Below are 21,397 nucleotides of genomic sequence, written 5' to 3' on the forward strand. Positions count from 1 at the left end.
GGTTTGAAATTTAGATTGATAAACCTACTTGGACAACCCTTCTCGATTCGTTAAAATTTTGTCTTGCATTTGCGGCAGGGTTTTTAATTGTAAAACTATTATTTTCAAAAAAACCACTGATTCTTAATATGCCGATTTCTATACCTCCCCCCACTTTATAACCTTGCTGAGCAGCATATGTCGAAGGAAATGCGCGCCAGTCGTCGTTCGAAAAAAGCCAAGAACCTTCTATTCGTAGTGCTTGAGCTATATAAATTACAGCACCTGCTTCCCAATTCCATTCTTCAAAATATTGTCCTTCCAGTCTTCTTTGTGTGTTTCTTAAATTAAGAAAGAGAGCAGAATCTTGTTGATTTCTGCCAAATAATCGGATGGAGGGTCCAAAAGAATCTATTTTTGAAACTCCTCGTGAGAGTTCTTCCCGATGGTCGCCAAAAACCCCTAAAACAAGATTAGGTGTCGTGACCTTAAAAATTCCTGAAATGAAGTTATTAAAATAAATACTCCCCCCACCTCCAGAACCTTCCCAAGTACTTCCATCAGTATCAAAGCCATTGTACCAATTTCCATAAACATAGGGCTCAAGGCGTGGCGAATTTTTGGAGTCTTTTCCACTGGTATAAAAGCGAATCAGAAGATCTGATTGTTTTAATTTATTTCGTTCAAAAAAAAATGTGCTGAGTGACCACCGTTCACTGTCTCGGTCATTTTGTCGTTTATATGAAAACGACACTCCACTTTTTGAGCTATTACCTTGGCAGTATCCTTTTTCTATATATAAAAATATGACAAAAAATGTAATAATTTTTATCCAACTTCTCGAAGATTTTAAAAGTTGCATTTTTGTGTGCATCCTTTCTTAAAAAGGGATCTGAAGAGTGAATACCTATAATACATGATTTTTCTGAGCATATAGATTATTGCACAATTGCTCTATTTGTGACATACTTCCCGCTTTGAATGGATGAATAAATTGTTTTATTAACAAAATGTTCTTCATGACTTTTTCAGAAATAATAAGCTCAATTAAGGTGCAAAATGACGACTTTACTTTCTCAATTAACTCAGCTTGCCGACATTCATGCGGATAAAGTCTCCCCAGCTCTTATAACGGTTGCTGGATGGGTTAGAACTAAGCGTGGCTCGAAAAAGTTTTCTTTTATTGAACTCAATGATGGAACCTGTGCGAAGTCTTTGCAAATCGTAATTGATGCTTCTATAGAAAATTATTCAGAGGTTGAAAAATTAACGACCGGCTGTTCTCTTAAAATTGACGGAGAATTGGTTTTAAGTCCTGGAAAAGGGCAGAAATATGAAATGCAAGCAAAAAAAGTTCATATTTACGGATTTGCTGATCCTGAAACTTTTCCTCTGCAAAAAAAGGAAATGAGTTTAGAATATCTGCGTGAAGTGGCCCACGTACGTCCAAGAACATCAACTTTTTCAAGTGTTTTTAGAATTAGAAGCCGCGTCAGCACAGCGATCCATCGTTTTTTTGAAGAGCGTGGATTCTGTTATGCACACACCCCGATTTTGACCACAGCCGATGGCGAAGGGGCAGGAGAGTCTTTTAAAGTAACAAACTTTGATTTTGATAAATTACCAAGAACAAAGGATGGGAAAACCGATTTTTCTCAGGACTTTTTTGCAGAACCCACTATGCTTTGTGTAACGGGGCAACTCGAAGGCGAATTGATGGCAATGGGGCTGAATAAAATTTATACTTTTGGCCCGACTTTTAGAGCTGAAAACTCAAATACTTCGCGTCATTTAGCTGAATTTTGGATGGTTGAACCCGAGGTGGCTTTTGCAGATCTCAATGACAATATGCAACTTGCGCAAGATATGATTCGCTTTGTCGTTGCTGATGTCCTTAAAAATTGTTCCGATGATATTGATGTCTGTGTCCAAAAAACACAACACGATACCCGTGAATATTTACATATGGCGCTTGAACGTCCTTTTGTCCGGGTAAGTTATACAGAAGCAGTCGATATTTTAATTAAGTGTAAAAAAGACTTTGAAAACCCAGTTTTTTGGGGATGTGATTTAAAAAGTGAACATGAACGTTACCTTTGTGAAGAGCACTTTAAATCACCCACTATTGTTTTTGATTATCCTGCAGAACTCAAAGCATTTTATATGTATTTAAATGATGATGGCAAAACAGTGCGAGCAATGGATATTCTAATGCCTGGAATTGGTGAAGTTGTCGGTGGAAGCCAGCGTGAAGACCGCGAGAGCGTGCTCATTGAGCGTATGAATCACTTAGGAATCGATACTCAATCTATGGAATGGTATGTGTGTTTACGCCGCTTTGGCTCCGTCCCACACTCTGGTTTTGGAGTTGGTCTAGAAAGGTTAATCATGTGGATTACAGGAATGAGTAATATTCGTGATGTCATTCCCTTTCCACGCACACCAGGCAACTGTAAATATTAATTAGAAATTTAAGGTTGCAATTAAGTTTGCAGAATATTCATTAAAATTTGTATTCGCTTTTTCTGATTTGGATTTCATAAAGTGTCTATTGTAACTCAAACTTGCACCTAGATTGATATTTGAGAAAATATTATAAGTTCCTGCGATATTTAAACCTGCAAAAAAATGCTTATTTATAGCAGTGCGAGAGTTTGCTGTCTCAGTATTTTTTATGCCGTTGTAGAAACTGTAAGCACCTTTACCAAGCAAATAAATAGATAATTTTTCAAGTGGATTTATTTTAACCCCTATATCTCCTTCTGCAGATAGGGAGCGTATTTTCGCTTTGACACGCTCACTTCCTAGATTAAAGGTAGAAGCACTTTTAACATCTGAATAATTTATACCAATTCCGATAACCGGCACTAAAATTGAATTTTTCATTACGGGTAACAAAACGTTTGCAGAGGTATTATATCCTTGCATCCTGCTTCCATAATGATTATTTGTGAAACCCTCATAAAAGGTATAACCACCGCCAAAAGAAGTTTCAAAATTGCTTTGATTTGGATGAAACTCAAGAATATCATGAGCAAAAGCAGCTGGTATATAAAATACGCTTGATATCAATAAGCATTTCTTCAATGACATATATATCTCCTAAAAATAAATATTTAATTTTGATATGTTTTGAAATAGAAATTATTAAAATAATAATTAATTATTCTAAATATTTAGCGCAAAAATAACACCGTATATCTGTTACGGTAATTTATTTATTAACATAAAACTTAATTTTGTAAAATAAGTTTATATAATTAATTGTTAAGTTAATTATAATAAAGACATTAATTTGATTAATTCATATATTATTAATTTATTGGAATCCTAAATCAAAAATAATCTTACCACTTAAACCTATTTCACTTTCTTTAGATAAAATATTTTCTGATTTTAATGGGTTTACTTTGTAAAATAACCTAGCTTCTAAAGCAAATTTATTATTCTGCTGTGTTAATTTCAATGCGCTCTCATAACCGAATTGAAGATTTGCAGGTGAAAACTGAACAGGTACTGTTATCAACGGTCCTGCTTCAACCTGTACGAAAAGGAAGCCGTACTTATAAAAGGTATAATTGGCTAATACTTTCAAACTTTGGAAATTTCTTATAAGTGTATTTACCTGATCATATCCGTCTGTTTGTAGCAAAACTTTTTCATTTAATGAATATTCATACATTATTTTCCAATCATTATTTAAATCAAACTGTATGCCAACATTTGCATTAAATAAATAAAATTGTCTTTGAGGGAAAGCATATATTGGTGATTTTGATATGTCAAAATATGTTACTCCCAAAGCAAAATGTGAGCGCATGTGATCTGACCAATTTTGTGTATGTTCTATTTGTGCATACGGGCTTGCAGATGTATAAAATGTATCATTGCTACCGATATTTTGATTCGTCTCTTTTAGTGTGTAAAAGGAAATTCCATTAGTTATTCCCAAAGAATTTGCAGTGTGTTTGCCAAAGAAGGATTTTATTTTTATGATATTCGATTCTAGCGATATACCTCCTTCATTTACTGCCAGCAATATATAGGAATAGTTTTCTTGCGGAAGAATTTCTAAATCAGTATAATTATTAGCAGTGATTTCTTCAGATAACGGGATAAAATCTTCATCATTTTCTGATTTTCTTTTTAGAATAAAGTGCGTATCAATATTTGTTTTAACAAAGTCCCATTGTAAAAAAATAGTATGACCGATCAGTTCCCCATGAAAATTCGATACTTTCTCTGGGGGGCTTACAATTGTGATCTCAAATGAATCTTGAGAAATATGACTCTCGTCTACCGCTGTTACAATATAATAATATCTTAGTCCTTTTTTTGCGCTAAAATCCGTTACTGATTTTTCAGTTAAATTATCTTGTATAATTTCGTAATTTTGCATACTGGATAAACTTCGACTCAAATGATATTTTATAGAATTATTTCCTTTGTCTATGTCCCACGAAAGATGAATATTATTATTCTTGTCGAGCCGAGCCCTAAAATTATAAGGAATAGGAGGGGTGGTAATGATTTTTATTTTGTTTGTGACAGTTGGATTTTTTTCGTCATCCATTATTTCAACATAATAGTAATACGTACTTCCATTTAAAGCGGATTCATCTGTGTAATTATTTTCTATAATATTATTAGCAATTGTAACAAAATCCCTATTATTTTTTTGAGACCTTTTAACTCTATAACTTAAAATTTTATTTCCATTATTTTTGGTCCACATTAGTTTGACTTTGTTACTTTCTATTATACCAGAAAGTTTAGGTTTGAAGTTTTTTGAAGAAATTTCTACTATATTTGAAAAAATATTGATATCCTTCTCGTAAAATATTTTTACTTTGTAATAGTATTTGCTTCCAAGTGATATATTTTTATCTAAGTAAATACTATTTGAATAATTATTCATTATGCTTTTAAAATTTTCTAGATTATTTTCTGAGCGAAGTATTTCATATTTAAATCCTTTAAATAAATTATTTGTAAGCCAATTGAGCTGAACTTTGCCATTTTTTAAATTTGCTGTTAGTTTTGGTTGTTTAGGTTCAACAACTAAAGAGATTTCATTGGATTTTATTTTTTTCTCTTTTCCATAATGCAAGACTATGGTATAAAAATACTCTGTACCTGGCTGCAATTTATTGTCTTCATAGTTGTTTTTAGTAGTTAGTTTTTTTATTGTATAATATGAGTTTTTACTTTTAATTGATCTCTTTATTTCATACATATTTGAATATTCTTTATTATTTGTATCCCACGTGAGTTTTATAATACCATTTTCTATTTTTCCTGTAAGTTGAATCGGTTTAATATCTATATTAGGAACATTTATATTGTTATAAGGATTGTCTTCATAAATTATATTTGTAGGTTCTTTATTTTTATTATCTAATGAATTCGAATTGTCTTTTTTATTATCCAATGTACTTGCTTCATCTTTTTTATTATCTAATGAATTCGAATTGTTGATAAATTCCATTTGGTTTTCGTTCTTTATCTTAAGATTGAACTTTTCATTTTCTTTGCTTTTGTATAGTTTTTCTAGTTCACTGAAAGTATAAAAATTATTCGAGTCTCGGTATGTTTTTTTATTCAACTCTTTCGGTTTTTCTTTAAGGATTAATACAGACTTTTCATCTTTTTGCATTAGTTTAAGAGCAATTTTCATAGGAATAAAGAGAAGTATTTTTTCTCGAGGAATGATAAGATCACCTTTTGTCATTCTTTTTTTAGGATTGAGTTCTATCGTGAAATTTAGCGATCCATAGGTGCCATAAATTGGAGTCGCTTCTAAATTTTGCAATAGCATACTTATCATATCGCCATTTTTAACCGTATAGAACATATATACATAATTATCATTGTCTTTAAAATTACGAAATTTTGTTTTAAAATTTTCTATTGATTTAGTATATTCAGCATAATTTACACTATCAGGAATTGTTAATTCAAGGCTTTTAATTGGCAATATAATTTCATTTTTAGGAAAAATTAGGTTTCCTTCATCATGAATCGTTTCAGGATTTAGTCTTATTATTTCTGATAAATAGCCATTTTTTCCATAAATAGGAGTGAGTTTGTGCTTTTTTAAAATAGATAAAACATTATCTCCATCTTTTATTTGGTAAGTCTGATTATTTTTTTCTTGAGACAAACTTGTATAAGATATTATTGATAATAATAATATTAAAATTAAATTAAATAAATATTTAATTCGCAAAGTATTTTGCTTTGCGTTGATCAAATTGATTTACCTCCAAAAGACTAAATTTATTGATATATTTCGGAATTTTTTATGCGCAATTGTTAGGCAATTTATGCTAAAGAAGATGGGTTCTGACTAGGAATTTTTTGCTTAAAAAAGTGTCAAAAATTTGTTATATTTGCTCAAATTTATATTGATATAATTAATAATATAAAGAAACAAATATATGGAGATATTATGGCTTTTTTTAAAAAATATTTTTTACGAATTCAACATTTATTTTTAATTTTTGGTATCATTATAGGCTTATTTGCGCAAAATATTTATGATTCTTATAAAACTAGAATGAACGTTAGAAGCGCTTATATTGAGGATACTTATTTTGGGAAAAAAGTTTTTAAAGTTGATGGGAAAATTTGGTCGACGACATCTTTGCCTTTAAATTCCCTTATTGAGTTTGAAAATTTAGAAAGTAATATTTATAACGCAAGAAAAGAATTTTATGAAAAGACAGCCTTGCTTATTGCGTTAGCAAATGAGAATGGGAAACAAAATGACTATGATAGTATCAAAAATTTCTCCGATTTATTAATAATTTCCCAAGTCGATGAGGTTGAGGCAAAAAATTATTTTGATGAAAGCGTCCAAAAATATGGCTCTGCAGTTTTTTCTGGGCAAACTTTTTCAGTTATTAAAAACCAATTAATTCAGCAACTAAATGCAAAAAAAACATCAGAAAAGTTAAAAGAAAAGTTAAAAGAATTTATTGCTAAAGAACGAATCGAAATTTTTATCGACAACTCAAAGCAAGGCGTGATCGATCAGGATCTCTCTCAATATCCCTCTCGGGGTAATTTAAATTCGAGCATAACACTTGCCTATATTTTTGATTATGAAAATCCAAAAAGTTTCGAGATGAATAAACGTATGAATGAATTCGTTAAAAGATTTTCAGATAGAATTAAGTTTGTTTATGTTCCTATAACAAAATCTCTCAACGGCATGGGATCTACTTTTGCTAAGGGGGCCTATTGCATACAGAAGTTAGATAACAATGCCTATTTTGCATACCATAACCGAATAATGGAAATTCCAGTTGAAGTCTTGCAGGCAAATTCTGAAGCGGAGCTTGTTAAAGTTGTGCAATCCATACATTTATTAAAACCAATTTTTATAAATTGTTTAAAAGAAAATAAGACTAAAGAATACATCCATGCAATGCGGAATAATTTTTTGAATTTGCAGGAATCATTTTATTTAAATAGGAAATTATTACATACAAACCTCAAAGAGCTCGAATATACTTTAAAAAAGAAGTTATATTGATTTTGTCATTCCAATGTCTTTATGCAAAAATTTCTATGCAGACTTTCACGATTTTATTTATTTTTAAGAAAATGAACTCGAGAAGGTTTGATTTTCATGCGTTCTTTTATTAATTCCATAAAAATACTTTTCTTTTATACGTTTACTTATCTTTTTGTTTTGAGTTGTAACTATAATCCTTTAGGGGGTTCGCATTCTGATATTCAAAATGGCGATAATTACTTTTTAAATACGCCTACTTCATTTGATATTACAGGAGTACTTGTTTCAAATAATAAAATTCAATTGGCTTGGAGTGCATCGAATAAAGTAGACGATTATACCGTTTCTTACGGGACATCATCTGGAAATTACGCCGTCAATGCGAGTAACTGCTCAGCTATAAAGCTAACAGTATGCACAATTGCAAATTTAACGAATGGGCAAATTTTATACATTAAAGTTTTTGCTCGCAATCGTTATGGCAAAACATCTTCAAAAAGTGAGGCTGTAGCAACTCCTCAGCCCTTCGCGTTAAATATTTTGAGCACCTCGAATGCATCGATTATCAAATGGACAGACATTACTGGTGGCCTTGGCAATACAACATATTCTCTTCAATACGGAATAAATTCTGCTTCACTCAATCAGAGCGTTGCTTCAATCACAAATACATATTTATTAACAGGGCTGCTCGATGGGAATACATATTATTATACTGTAACTGCAACAAATCCTGCAGGCACAATAACGAGTCTGATGAGTTCGTCTCTTATAATCAATCCACCTGCAGCCCCTACTTTTGCAGGCGCACCATCGGTGTCTTCGAGCCAAGTGACTTTAAATTGGAATGCAGCAGTGGGTGCTGGAACGATACGGTATACCTTAGCAAAAAGTTCTAAGTCAGGTGGACCATATAATGCAGTTCCAACTTGTACTAATGTGAACGCATTAACTTGTTCAGAAAATGCAAGTTCTTTGCTTGCAGGAAACATTTATTATTATATTGTTTATGCAACGAATGAAGGAGGAGACTCGCCTTTTTCAAGCGAAGCAACCGCTTTGACAATTCCTGCTATGCCGACAGGTCTGAGTCTTTTAGCACCAAATAGTTCAAGTAATTTATTAAGTTGGTCGGGAGCAAGTGGCAATGCGAATGTGACATATAATATTTATCGTTCGACAGTAAATCCTGTTGATACGACCAATGTAGCAAATAAAATAACGAGTTTAAATTCCACTCCAATCACTCAAATTACGACTTATACTGACAGTGGCCCTTTTATCGAAAATACGGTTTATTATTATGCTTTAACCGCTTCGAATAGCAGTGGAACTTCAAGTGCTTCACAGCAACAAAGTATAACTTCTGCATTGCTAACAGCAGCGACTTTGTCTGCTCCGACAGTAACAAGTAGTAGTATTAATTTAAATTGGACGAGCGCAGCAGGAAATGCAAATGTGAACTATATAATTTATCGTTCACTGAGTAGCTCTGCAGTAAATTTAGGCAGTAATATTTATTCTAATTCCTTGAGCGTGGGAGCGACTAAAGCATTTATAGATACATCTCTTTCCGAAAATACAAATTATTATTATACAATTATAGCAAATAACAATAGACCCAATTCCATAGGAATTCAGTCCGCAAAAACAGCAATTATTACAAGTTTAGGGAGTGCAATATCTTTAAGTTTACAATCTGTATCGACATCGTCGGCGAGTTTAAACTGGTCCATGGCAAATGGAAACTCTAATGTAACATATAGACTTTTTCGTTCTACAACGAGTACAGTCAATACAACAATTGGGAATGAAATATATTCTTCAAGTTCAGCTACAAGTTATACAGATAATTCTGTATCTGCAAGTACGAATTATTATTATGCTGTCACAGTTACAAATGGACAAAATGCGATAATTTCAGCGCCTGTTTTGCAAGTTGTTACCTTAGCGAATACACCTTTAGCGCCCACAGCTTCGGCAAGCAATCGCGTTATTACATTAACTTGGCCTCAAAGCCCTTCAGCAGGCAATGCCGCCATTACTTATAATGTGCAAAGATATCGTTTCGTAGGTGATACACCTATCGATGTTGGTGGTTGTCTAAATATAGCCGATGCAAGTCGAACCTGTACGGACATTGTGCCTGTTGCAGATGGACTTCCCTATTATTATATTGTGAATGCTGTTACTTCAGGAGGAAGTTCTCCGTCTTACAGTGCAGCAAGTGTAGTCACTCCTATAGCACAGTTTTCTTCTTTTACTCCGACAACATTTATTACAGTATCTCCTTCTGCGCAGATCACTTTGACCTGGAGTGGTGGCAGTGGTGCAACAAATTACTTAGTTTATAGCTCGACTACTGCGGGGGGATCTGCTCCGCCCGCTGGCACAGCCACGGCCTGTACAAGTTCCCCATGCGTACTTTCAGCCAGTGTGGGAAATATTTTTTATTACTCGTTAGTTGGTAGTAATACAGGAATTAATTCAACAGCCACAAGAACATCTAATGAAATATCTGTAACAGTGAATGATACGCCCATAACATCAGTCGTAGCGCAAACATCGCAAGTGACTATTGGCTGGAGCAGTGTTTTAAACGCAACAAATTATAAAATTTATTATTCAACTTCTTCTACTGCGGGGATAACTGGTAAAACTTTAGGTTGCGATGCTGGTCTATCGCTTACCTGTACTGTGCCAGGATTAACCGATGGCACACAATACTATTTTGTCATTGTCGTAACAAGATCTGTTGGAGGTACCTTTATTGGCTCTGAATTTTTAGCAACCCCAATCAGCTCATTTAGTATAACATCACTCGTGTCTGCCAGCGCTACTTCAGCAAATATTACATGGGATTTAGCTTTGGGAGCTACAAGTTATGATATTAAATACGGAACAAGTTCTGGCAATTATTCTGAAGGAACAGTCTCCGTTGCAGCAAGTGTGTCACAGCCCTATTTAATTTCAGGTTTGAGTGCAGGATCTACTTATTATTTTATGGTAACGGCAAAAAATAATTCTGGTGCTGTCGATGCTATAAGCGAAGTTCAACTGGTTCAGCAAGTGGGTACTCCTACTGGTTTAAGTATAACTTCAGTCACAAAAAACACTTCAAGTTTAAAGTGGAATATATTGTCAGGAAATCCATTAACGTCATATAAAATATACCGCTCAGATATTAATCTAACTCCATTTGTGGCAAACCCATCTACAGCTGTTTGTGTGGTTTCATCTTTGACAAATACGAACACATGTACAGATAGTAATTTAGATGAAAATACGATTTATTATTATGTCATTTCTGCATTGAATTCTGCGGGAGAATCGGCAGTCTCTGCTCCCGCAATTCAAGGTATCACGTCACTCAATACGGCTCCTTCGAACTTATTTGCATCGAATGTAAATACAAATTCTGCTACGTTGAATTGGAATTTTAATCAGGGAAATGGGCCAGTAACATATAATCTTTATAAATCAGCAACCGGTGCGAATGGTACGTGGGGCACTGCAATTTATACAGGAAATAATCTGTTAGCTTCGAGCACAGGTTTGACTGAAAATACAGCTTATTTTTATAAAGTTTCAGCAAAGAATAGTGCATTAAATGCGACTGAGCAATTTTCTCCTGTTATAAATTTTACAACAGCATTACAGACAGCGCCTGTTATAAATTCAGTAACGAATATAACTCATAATTCCGCAACAATAAATTGGTCTTTGAGTGCAGGAACAGCGTCAGTGACTTATAATTTATACCGATCTTTAACAAGCAACCCAAGCAATTGGGGCAATCCGATTTATACTGGAACAAGCTCGAGTTATTCCGATAGCGGCCTTTCGGAAAATACAAATTATTATTACATGGTTTCTGCAATAAATAATGCTCAGGGTGCTATGGGAATAAATTCCAATGAATATCAGATGAGCACAAAGATACAAAATCCTCCCGTAATTTCTGTTATTAATGTGACTGACTCTACTGTTTCATTGAAATGGTCAAGTGTGCTTGGTAGTAATTCAGTTACATATAAACTTTATCGTTCAAGCATACCTGGTGTTGTTACGAATGGGATTTTAGTAGCAACAAATCCAACAAATAATGTATATACGGATACTACAGTAACAGATAGTAAAATATATTATTATGTAGTGACTGCAACAAATACACAGAATACTGTTACATCAACTCCTGAGACACAGATTGTTACTTTACCAAAGACCCCAAATTCACCTACAATTTCTGCAAAAGGAAATGCTATTACTTTAAATTGGGTATCTAATTCTACAGGGAATGCTTCAATTTCATATAGTGTGAGTCGATCTCGTTCAGCAGGGAGTGGATATGTACCCGTCAGTGGATGTACAAATATATCAAATCCCTTAACCTGTAATGATACTGTAAGTGCAGATGGCGCAGATTTTTATTATACAATTACGGCAACAAATTCAAATGGCAGTTCTCTTTCTGCAAGTTCACCGACTTCTGTTATTCCAATAACTGCAATCAGTTTAATAAGCATATCAACGACAACGACCCAGATTAGTCTTGCCTGGTCAGGTGGAACCGGAGCGACAAGCTTTAAGGTTTATCAGTCCTTGGTAGCCAATCAATCTTCTCCAAATAATTCTGGAACAGTCACAGCTTGTATAGCATCACCTTGTACTTTTCCAGGGACAGCAAATCAAACTGTTTATTATACGATTGTCGGGAATAACACAGGTGTGAACTCCACTGCTCAAACATTATCATCTGAGGTCAGTGGTACTCCCTTGAGTTCAGCTAATTTAATGGTTGCTGCAGGTTCTTCACAAATGACTGTTTCGTGGGACAATACAATTGCAAATGCAACAAATTATAAAATTTATTATTCAACATCATCTGGGCAAGCCTTATCTTCTGGCACTTTAGGTTGCGATGCTCTCTTAGGAAATTCATGTGTGATCAGTGGGCTTACAAATGGGCAAGTGTATTATTTTGCCCTATTAGTGACTCGATCTGTCGGTGGGAATTTTCAAAGCTCTGAAGTTACAGGCACACCAATCTCTTCATTTTCAATTATTTCAATTACACCGACAGATAGCACTGCCACTGTTAGTTGGGGAAGTGCTGCAGGTGCAAATTCTTATGACGTGAGTTACGGAACAAGTTCAATGTTATATACCACAACTGTTACCGTGACTCCTGGAGCAGGTTCAACTCAATCAACTATAATTTCTTCATTAAATCCCGGAACGCAGTATTTCTTTATTGTAAATGCTAAAAATGCAAATGGTTCTGTATTGGCTAATGCTGAAATGTCAATAGTGACAAAACCAAGTGCTCCTTCAAATATTCAGGTTATTAGTTTAAGCTATAACAGTGCAACGATACAAGTAAATAACAGTTTTACGAATGTTGGGACGACCTATAAAATATATCACTCAACCCAAAGTGGTTTCAATACTTCCGATAACACTGCCGTTTTTGGCTGCTTTGTTTATGCGAATTCTGCAAATCCTACAACATTATCGTGTGTGGATAATACAGGGATTGTGCAAAATACAAAATATTATTTTAAAGCAATTGCAATTACAGATGCAGTAGGGGGAAATTTAAGTCAAACTTCTGCTGATTCAAGTGCGGTGAGCGATACAACCCAATTCGATCAAACAAGTTCTTTTGTTGTTTCTGTTTCAAACGTAACAGACAAAACTTTAACTCTAAGTTGGACACTCAGTGTAGGCAGCGAAAACATTACGTATAAAGTTTTTCAATCGGAAAGTGCAAATGCAAGTGTTAATGGTGCTTCAATAGTGTGTTCACCCGCAATCAATCCTACAGCACCTGGGGCATTAAATACCTGTAACGTAACAGGGTTGTCAGAAAATAAAAATTACTATTTTGCAATTGTTGCATCAAATAATGCACCTAATCCAGCAAGTATTTTATTAACACCTGATGCGACTGCCACAACTTCTTTTTCCACAACTACAAATCTCGCAATTACCTCTTCAAATAATACGGGGACGAGTATAACACTCAATTGGTTATTTAATGTAGGAAATAGTTCTGTCAATTTTACAATTAAACAAAATGGAAGCACAGTGAATGCTGCGAATATTTCGGGTTGTTCTCTAAGTAACGTAACTGCATCAAATTCACAAATCTCTTGTGTCATATCTGCATTAACGGAAAATACAAATTATTCATTTATTGTGCAGGCGACTAATAGTGCTACAGGGGGAAATTCTACAATTACTTCGAATACTCTTTCTTTACCAACAGTGCCAGTAACAATTCCGTCTGGATTGAGTTTATCTATTCCTAGTGTAGGAAATATACAGGCTCAATGGAATGCATATTCTGCTGGAAATGTAAGTGTGACATATTTGATATATGCATCAACAAGTTCTTCTGTTGCAATAACATCATCTAATTTATTTTGCACAGTATTACCTAATAACGCTGTAAGAACAGCATGTACGAATAATCAAGTGCAAAGTCAAAGTTTAGTTGTCGGAACTGTGTATTATTATGTCATTGTTGCAAGTAATATTTCTGGTAACTCATCACCTTCGAGCCCATCGACAAGTTTTAAGTATGATTCTCCGCAAAATTCTGCTACGCCAACAATAACAAATGGACCTGCTTCCGGATCTGGAATAGTTTCTGGCTCGGGTGTTTCTTTAGTTGGTAATATTGGAACATGGACCGACGCAAGCAACTGTACATATCAATTTTATGCAAATATGAATGCAATATCTGGTGCGACAGGCTCAATTAGTGCTACAAATCCTAACGTAACATATGTGACAACGAGTTCTGATATTTGTAAAATTATCTCATTTAGTGTAACGTGTTCAAATCCTATATCATCAAATATTGCTTATAATTCTTCACCTGATAACAGTGTTGGAATAAACACAACAGCTATTCTTACTGATTATTCGAATCGAGTCGGTTTGATTGGTGGCAATGCTTTAAATGCAGCCGGAAAAAATCAAATAAAGAGCTTCATAAATCAAATTATAACAAATAAAATACCTATTCCCGATGTTTTTTATCCTTTGCTTGCAAATCAAAATGCAGGAACCGGGACAAAAATTTTTGATTTTTATTGTGATTTGCATAATGGGACTATAGCATCTGGGTTACCTTGGGACACAACAGGTGGCATAATTCCAAATTCTGCAGGATTAACAACAATTGCAAATATTTTTAATAGCAGCGCATCTACTTTAATAGCTGTTGCACGTAGTCCCACAACAACTGCAAATGATAGAGGAATTATTGGGTATACGGGATCAGCTGCGAATAATAGTTTTGGCTATGGTGGAAACTTTTCTTCAATTAAATTTGAAAATTTATCCTCAAATCCTTCAGTGATAAGTTATCCTTTAGCTCCTTCTCGTTTTGATTATTGGGCTGTTTCTTTAAACGGCACATCCTTAAATATGCAAGTGAATGAATTACAACATACAGATACTTCATCATCTTCAAAAAATGGAGGATTAATCTTAGGATCATTTAACAATACAGCTGGAACGGGTTTACAAGATTATATGGCTATGGCAGCAGCTTGGACTTCCAATGCTTTTAGCTTATTAAACATGGAAACTGTAAGAAGAGCATTTCAAACCACCTTAGGTTCGACCTTGCAAAATTATCCAAAATTTATGTACATAGGAAATAGCCAAACAACTAAAGCAAATATTTGCAATATCCAGAGTGATGGCTCATTGTCTGGCTGTGTAGCTGGAACTCCAACATTTGTGACTCCGGTTGGTACTGCGCGCTATAATAATTTTTTATATGTTACAAATAATTCAAGCTCTGGAATTTCTGTCTGTGTAATCAATCAAGTCACAGGCGCAATGACATCACCGTGTACTTCAGTAACAACAGCGATGCCAACATCATCTTATGGTGTTTCGATAAGTAAAGGATTAAATTCTGTTTACTTATATGTTGGAGGTGTGACGACAGTCACTAAATGTACGATTAATACAAGCACTGGGGCATTGACTAGTTGCTCCGCAACTACGTTAACTGGCACACAGGTGCAAGGTTTGTCTTATGTTTATTTAAATACCCCATATCTTTATGTTACAAATAGAAGCGGAAATGCCATTAATAGATGTGGAATTAATACTTCAACCGGAAATATTATCACGCCTTGTACTTCTTTTGGTGGAATTGGTTTGGGGGGGCCTACAGGGATAGCTGTATTTAATAATTATATGTATATTGCTAATGCAGGTTCAAATACAGTTGTAAAATGCACAGTGAACGTGAGCGATGGTTCGTTATCTAACTGCGGCATTGCTACAAGTTCGACTGTAAATCCTCCCTCCTCAGGTTCATATAGCAGCACTGAGGGAGTTGTTATTATAAATGACACGTTATATATAGCAAATTGGGGGAGTAATACAGTCATTAAATGTAAAATTTCCATCACTGATGGATCATTAAGTGGATGTGCATCCACTGGATCGGGCGCAGCATTTTCAGGGCCAATCGGCATGAGTTATTGATATATTAATCATGGTAACTCACCAAAAAATTTAAATAGAATACCTATTTCAGTGTAATCAAATTTTACTGGAGGCACATAAGTATAATCTCTTAAGTAAAAAAGCTTTGTTTTAAAACCCCAACCTTTATCGTTATAGGATTGAATAAGGCCTAATTCATAACCTTGTCCAACATAAGAATTATAGACTTCATTGGTAAATGGAGTGCTGAGTAAATAACTTATTTCTGATTGAAATGATAGCTTATCATAATTTAGGAAAGTATATCCTAATGTGCTGAGCAGGTGGGCTGTGGACATTTTTTCAACTTGTATTGTTGAATCATCTATAGAGCGAAATATTACATAATCTCCATAAGAGAATTGAAAATTTCCATATAAACTTGGATAGAATTGATGTTTTATTCCTGCAATTATATTTGTTAATCTTAGGATACTATCACCGATGACAACATTTGTATCAGATTGCATTATTTCAGTAAATGCAAAGTTTATCCCAAAATAAGTTTCTAACTGTTTACTCCACCTTTGAGTAAGGCCCGCTTCAGTAAAAACAATTGGGCGAGAAAGAAGAGTTGAGCTGAAATTATTATCTGTATTTATCCCTATCAGGCGTAAATATTTAACTCCCAATTCTGAATAAAAAAGATTTGGATTTTCTTCAAAATTCTTATTATTTTCAAGTTTAATGCTTTTATCGAATGCATGCAGGTTTTTTTCGCTATTATTATCAGTGGTTAAAATTTTTGGCAGACATATAGCTGTGCCTTTTTCTAAAAATGGATTATCAAATGTAAGATTTTTATTGAGTTCTATTGTTTTTTGGTAAGAACCATTTTCGCCATAAAGAGGTGTGATATTTTTTTTTCTTAGAATATGTATGATATTTTCTTCTTTCTCTGTAGTATATTTATCACATTGTTGAATTTCAGATTGTGCTTCAGGAATAATTTTTTCATTAGAATCTTTTGTCTTATTTTGCTCAGGTTTTTTTTTATTTTCTCTTTTTTCATTAGAAATTTTTGTAGAAGACATATTTTTTTTTCTAGATTTTTCTGATACTTGAACGTTTTTATCTGTTTCAATTTTTTCATTTTTAGTAATTATCTTATCATTGGATTCAACGTCTTTGTCATTTTTAGTAATTACTTTATCATTGGTTTCAACGTCTTTTTCATTTTTAGTAATTATCTTATCATTGGGTTCAACGTCTTTGTCATTTTTAGTAATTACTTTATCATTGGGTTCAACGTCTTTTTCATTTTTAGTGATTATTTTATCATTGGATTCAACGCCTTCGTTGCTTTTAGTAATTATCTTATCTTTAGATTCAACGTCTTCGTTATTTTTAGTGATTATTTTATCATTGATTCCAGTGTTTTCCTCTGAGGGCAAAACAATAGGTAAGGATGAGTCTAAGTGCAATATTTCTTCAGTTTTATTATCTATTCCTTTTACAATCAGATTATTTTTCTCTTGAATTTCATTTTTATGATCAGCTAAATGATATTTTACATCATTGATTGGTAGGCAAAGGGAATTTCCTGGGAGAATCAGATACCCTTTCTTTCCTTCACGTTTGTTTATTTTTAGAGTTTTTTGTAAACTTCCGCTCTTTCCGAAGACAGGTCTAAGTTTATGAGTTTTAAGGATTTGGATTATTGTGTCTCCATTTTTAACAATATATGTTGTACATCTTTCATTTTTAATTTGTTTTTCTTTATTAATATTCAAAGGGATATTATTTTTTATTTCTAATGTTTGAGTTGAACTCATCATTTCTTTTTCAATATTTGCAATATCTTTATTGCTATTGTCATCTTTTTTTTTGATATTTTTATTTGATTCTGTATCATTAACAATTGTTTTTTTATAGTTTGCTGGAAATCGAATTCGAATGGGCAGACACAATTTATCGCCTGCATGAATAAGTTCCTTTCTTTCCTTTTTATCCAATTTATTTATTTCATATGTTTTTTGCAATGATCCTTCTCTGCCAAAGACTGGGAAAAGTGAATTTTTTCTGAGTATTTGAATTATTGTTTCTTTATTCTTTACTTCATATTGAGTGCACTGAAAGTTATCTGCAAAATTGCTTTCTGCATAAACTTGCAAGTTAATAGAAAAATAAATTAATAGAATTATAATAATAGTTAATTTTTGTATTTTTAAATAAATGTGCACTAAAATTACTCTCCGAGTTATTTCTGTAATGCTCTATAAATCGGATGAATACTTATAAGTATTGAATTTTAAAAATTAATTTTCAAAAAAATGTAGAAATAGAAAGTTTTTTCCTACACAGTTAAATTAGGCTTCTTCATTTTCTTTTTTATGTTTTTTCAAGTGCAGATTAGGTTTTGCTAAATAAGTATACATAGTTGGTACGACAAAGAGTGTAAATAAGGTTCCAATTGTCAGTCCAGAAGCTATAACAATACCGATATCATGCCGGCTTGCAGCACCTGCGCCAGAGGCAATAATAAGAGGTATTACAGCGAGAACCATAGCAGCAGTTGTCATTAAGATTGGGCGTAAGCGAATTGAGGCTGCTTTTTCAATTGCTTTGCGTATGTCATAATTATTTTCGTGGCGCAATTGATTGGCAAATTCAACCATTAAAATCCCATGTTTCGTTATAAGACCAATAAGTGTTATAAGTCCAATTTCTGTATAAATATTAATAGTAGCAAAGCCTAGATTGAGTGGAATGAGTGCGCCACAAATAGCCATAGGAACACTGATCATGATAATTAAGGGATCGCGAAAACTTTCAAATTGTGCAGATAAGACGAGAAAAATAATAACCAAAGCAAAGCCAAAAGTGAGAATCAGTGCATTGCCTTCCTGCTGTTCAGTTCTAGAATCACCAGAAAAATCGTAGCTCATGCCATAGGGCATAATTCTATTTGCTTCTTTTTTTAAAAAAGCTAAACCCGTTGAGCTTGTTTGACCAGGCATCATCACGGCAGAAAAGGTAGCAGAGTTGAGCTGCTGAAATTGATTCAAAGAATTGGGTTCGGAACTTATATTAAAATTAATAAAGTTTGATAAAGGAACAAATGATCCAGAGTTACTTTTAATATATGTTTTTTTAAGATCGGAGGGATTATAGCGATCATTATCAGCTAATTGTGGAATTATTTTATAGCTTCTTCCATCCATGCTGAATAAATTTGTATAATTTCCACCTAAAAATGTTGATAATTGTTGGCCAATTTGTTGCATAGATATATTTACATCAGCTGCTTTTGATTTGTCGATTTCGATATTTAATTGTGGCGTTTCGAAACTTAAATCACTATCAACTACTATAAAAAGTCCACTCTTTTTTGCCAGAGCTTTTAATTCTTCCATAACTAAATAAATATTTGTGTAGTTATCGGTTGATTTAAGTACCATCTGTACAGGGAATCCAGAACTCCCTGTGGGTAAATCAGGTAAAGAAAATATAAATGCTTTTATGCCTGATATTTCATTCAAATCATTTTGGATAATTGTTTGCAATTCTGTTGCACTTCTATTTCGGTCACTCCAAGGCTTGAATACAAAACCTGAAAATGCATCGGTTTCACTGCCCCTGCCATTTGCGATAAAGTGGGCGGCTCTTTCTGGATATTTACTAAATATATTGTTTATTTGTTCCGTGTATTTTTCTAAATAACGGATATTTGCATATTTAGGTGCTGTCGCAATCGTTAATAAAAATCCTTGATCTTCTTGCGGTGCAAGCTGTTTGGGAGTTAAAATAAAAAGAAAGAAAACACTGACCAGGACAACACCTCCAAATATTAGTACAACGGGTCTAAAATTTAGAACGGATTTTAATTTCTTTTCATAAAAATTTTGGAGTTCTGTAAACTTAACGTCGATCCAATGGGCAAAGCCTTTACTCGTGTCTTCTGTTTTTAAAATTTTTGAACACATCATAGGTGATAAAGTCAAAGCAATCACACCAGAAACTATGACAGAAGCAGCTAATGTTAAGGCAAATTCTTTAAAAAGCGCTCCCGTTAAACCCCCCATAAGTCCAATAGGAGCGTACACAGCGCTAAGTGTGATCGTCATTGTGATTACTGGCAATGCAATTTCTTTTGCACCAAGCAAAGCAGAATCGAATGCGCTTTTTCCTTCTTCTAAATGACGTTGGATATTTTCAAGAACAACTATAGCATCATCAACGACAAGTCCAATTGCAAGAACCATAGATAAAAGTGTGAGTAAGTTAATTGTGTATCCGAGCAAAAACATTATAGAACAGACACCGACTAAAGACAGAGGAATTGTTACGATTGGAATTATGACTGAGCGAAGGGAGCCTAGGAATAAAAATATAACAATGATGACAATAATAGTTGCTTCACCTAAAGTTTTGATAACATCTTTTATTGAAGCAGAAATAAATTCTGTTGAGTCATAGACCACAACTTGATTGAGTGATGGGGGAAGTGATTTTAAAATATCAGGTAATACTTTTCTAACATCTTGCACAACTGTTAGTGGATTTGCAGTGGGTACAGAATTGACCCCAATAAAGACTCCTTTTTTTCCATTAAAAGTAACAGAGGATGAATAATTTTCAGAACCCAATTCTACCTCTGCTACATTACGCATGCGAATCAATTTACCTTTTGTTTCTTTAATCACGAGATTGTTAAACTCTTCTACGCTGTGTAAATCTGTTTCAGCTTTGATATTTGTGATTGTGTATTGACCTTTCAGTTGGCCAGCGGCTGATAAATAGCTATTCGATGTGAGAGCTTTATTCACATCATCTGCAGTTATATTTAAGGCCGCCATTTTGTCAGGTTGTAACCAAATGCGCATAGCAAATGGATTTCCCCCAAGAATATCTGCACTGGCCACTCCTGAAACCGATTGAATATTGGGCTGTACAATGCGTGTTAATACATCGTATATTTGTTGACTCGATATTTTGTCACTTGAATAACTTATATAAAGTAACGCGATTGAACTTCCTGTGGTTTTCGTAATAACCGGACTATTTGCTTCGCGGGGCAATTGTCCTGACACTGCATTTACTTTGGCTAAAATATCTGCAAATGCAGTTGCGGAATTAAAATTTAATTTTAAATGCGCTTGAATTGTACTCACACCTTGACTGCTCGAAGAATTTATATAATCGATTCCATCAGCGGATGCGATGGATGTTTGCAGCGGTTGGGTTATAAATCCTTGCATAAGTTGTGCATTGGCGCCAGGATATGTTGTTGTTACTGTTACCACCGTGTTTTCAACTTTAGGATATTGTCTGACATCCAAATTAAAAACAGATTTTAAGCCGATGATAAAAATAAGAAGGCTTACGACTGTTGCTAAAACAGGTCTTTGAATAAAAATATCAGTGAATTTCATT

At 33.8% G+C, this 21,397-nt stretch carries 8 protein-coding genes; 3 read left to right on the forward strand and 5 right to left on the reverse strand.

What is annotated here, in order from left to right:
* Positions 1-10: 10 nt before the first annotated feature.
* Positions 11-841, reverse strand: coding sequence for a hypothetical protein (locus EZS29_RS06875; RefSeq protein WP_130607907.1), 831 nt, complete (start codon positions 839-841; stop codon positions 11-13).
* A 197-nt stretch (positions 842-1,038) separates the two neighbouring features.
* On the opposite strand from EZS29_RS06875, the gene asnS reads away from it, so the two are divergent.
* Positions 1,039-2,442: an asparagine--tRNA ligase gene (asnS, locus tag EZS29_RS06880; RefSeq protein ID WP_130607910.1), complete on the forward strand. Its 1,404-nt coding sequence runs from the start codon at positions 1,039-1,041 to the stop codon at positions 2,440-2,442.
* On the opposite strand, the gene EZS29_RS06885 is transcribed toward asnS, so the two are convergent.
* Both EZS29_RS06885 and EZS29_RS06890 read right to left on the reverse strand, forming a co-directional pair.
* Positions 2,443-3,072 (reverse strand): hypothetical protein, encoded by a 630-nt coding sequence (locus EZS29_RS06885; protein ID WP_130607913.1) that lies wholly within the window; start codon positions 3,070-3,072, stop codon positions 2,443-2,445. It abuts the gene before it with no gap.
* Between the two features lie 226 nt (positions 3,073-3,298).
* Positions 3,299-6,232, reverse strand: a complete 2,934-nt coding sequence (locus EZS29_RS06890) for a fibronectin type III domain-containing protein (protein ID WP_130607916.1) — start codon at positions 6,230-6,232, stop codon at positions 3,299-3,301.
* Between the two features lie 198 nt (positions 6,233-6,430).
* Between EZS29_RS06890 and EZS29_RS06895 the strand changes: the two genes are divergently transcribed.
* Positions 6,431-7,519 carry a DsbA family protein gene (locus EZS29_RS06895; protein WP_130607919.1) on the forward strand — a complete coding sequence of 363 codons (1,089 nt, stop codon included), beginning with the start codon at positions 6,431-6,433 and terminating at the stop codon, positions 7,517-7,519.
* A 96-nt stretch (positions 7,520-7,615) separates the two neighbouring features.
* Complete coding sequence (locus EZS29_RS06900) at positions 7,616-16,021, forward strand: fibronectin type III domain-containing protein (protein WP_130607922.1); 8,406 nt, start codon at positions 7,616-7,618, stop codon at positions 16,019-16,021.
* Between the two features lie 8 nt (positions 16,022-16,029).
* On the opposite strand, the gene EZS29_RS06905 is transcribed toward EZS29_RS06900, so the two are convergent.
* Complete coding sequence (locus EZS29_RS06905; protein ID WP_130607925.1) at positions 16,030-18,204, reverse strand: LysM peptidoglycan-binding domain-containing protein; 2,175 nt, start codon at positions 18,202-18,204, stop codon at positions 16,030-16,032.
* 126 nt (positions 18,205-18,330) lie between these two features.
* The gene (locus tag EZS29_RS06910) at positions 18,331-21,396 is read right to left on the reverse strand and encodes an efflux RND transporter permease subunit (RefSeq protein WP_130607928.1); all 3,066 of its coding nucleotides are present in this window, start codon (positions 21,394-21,396) and stop codon (positions 18,331-18,333) included.
* Position 21,397 lies beyond the last annotated feature (1 nt).

Origin of the sequence: Fluviispira sanaruensis, assembly GCF_004295685.1 — a bacterium.
Lineage (GTDB): Bacteria > Bdellovibrionota_B > Oligoflexia > Silvanigrellales > Silvanigrellaceae > Silvanigrella > Silvanigrella sanaruensis.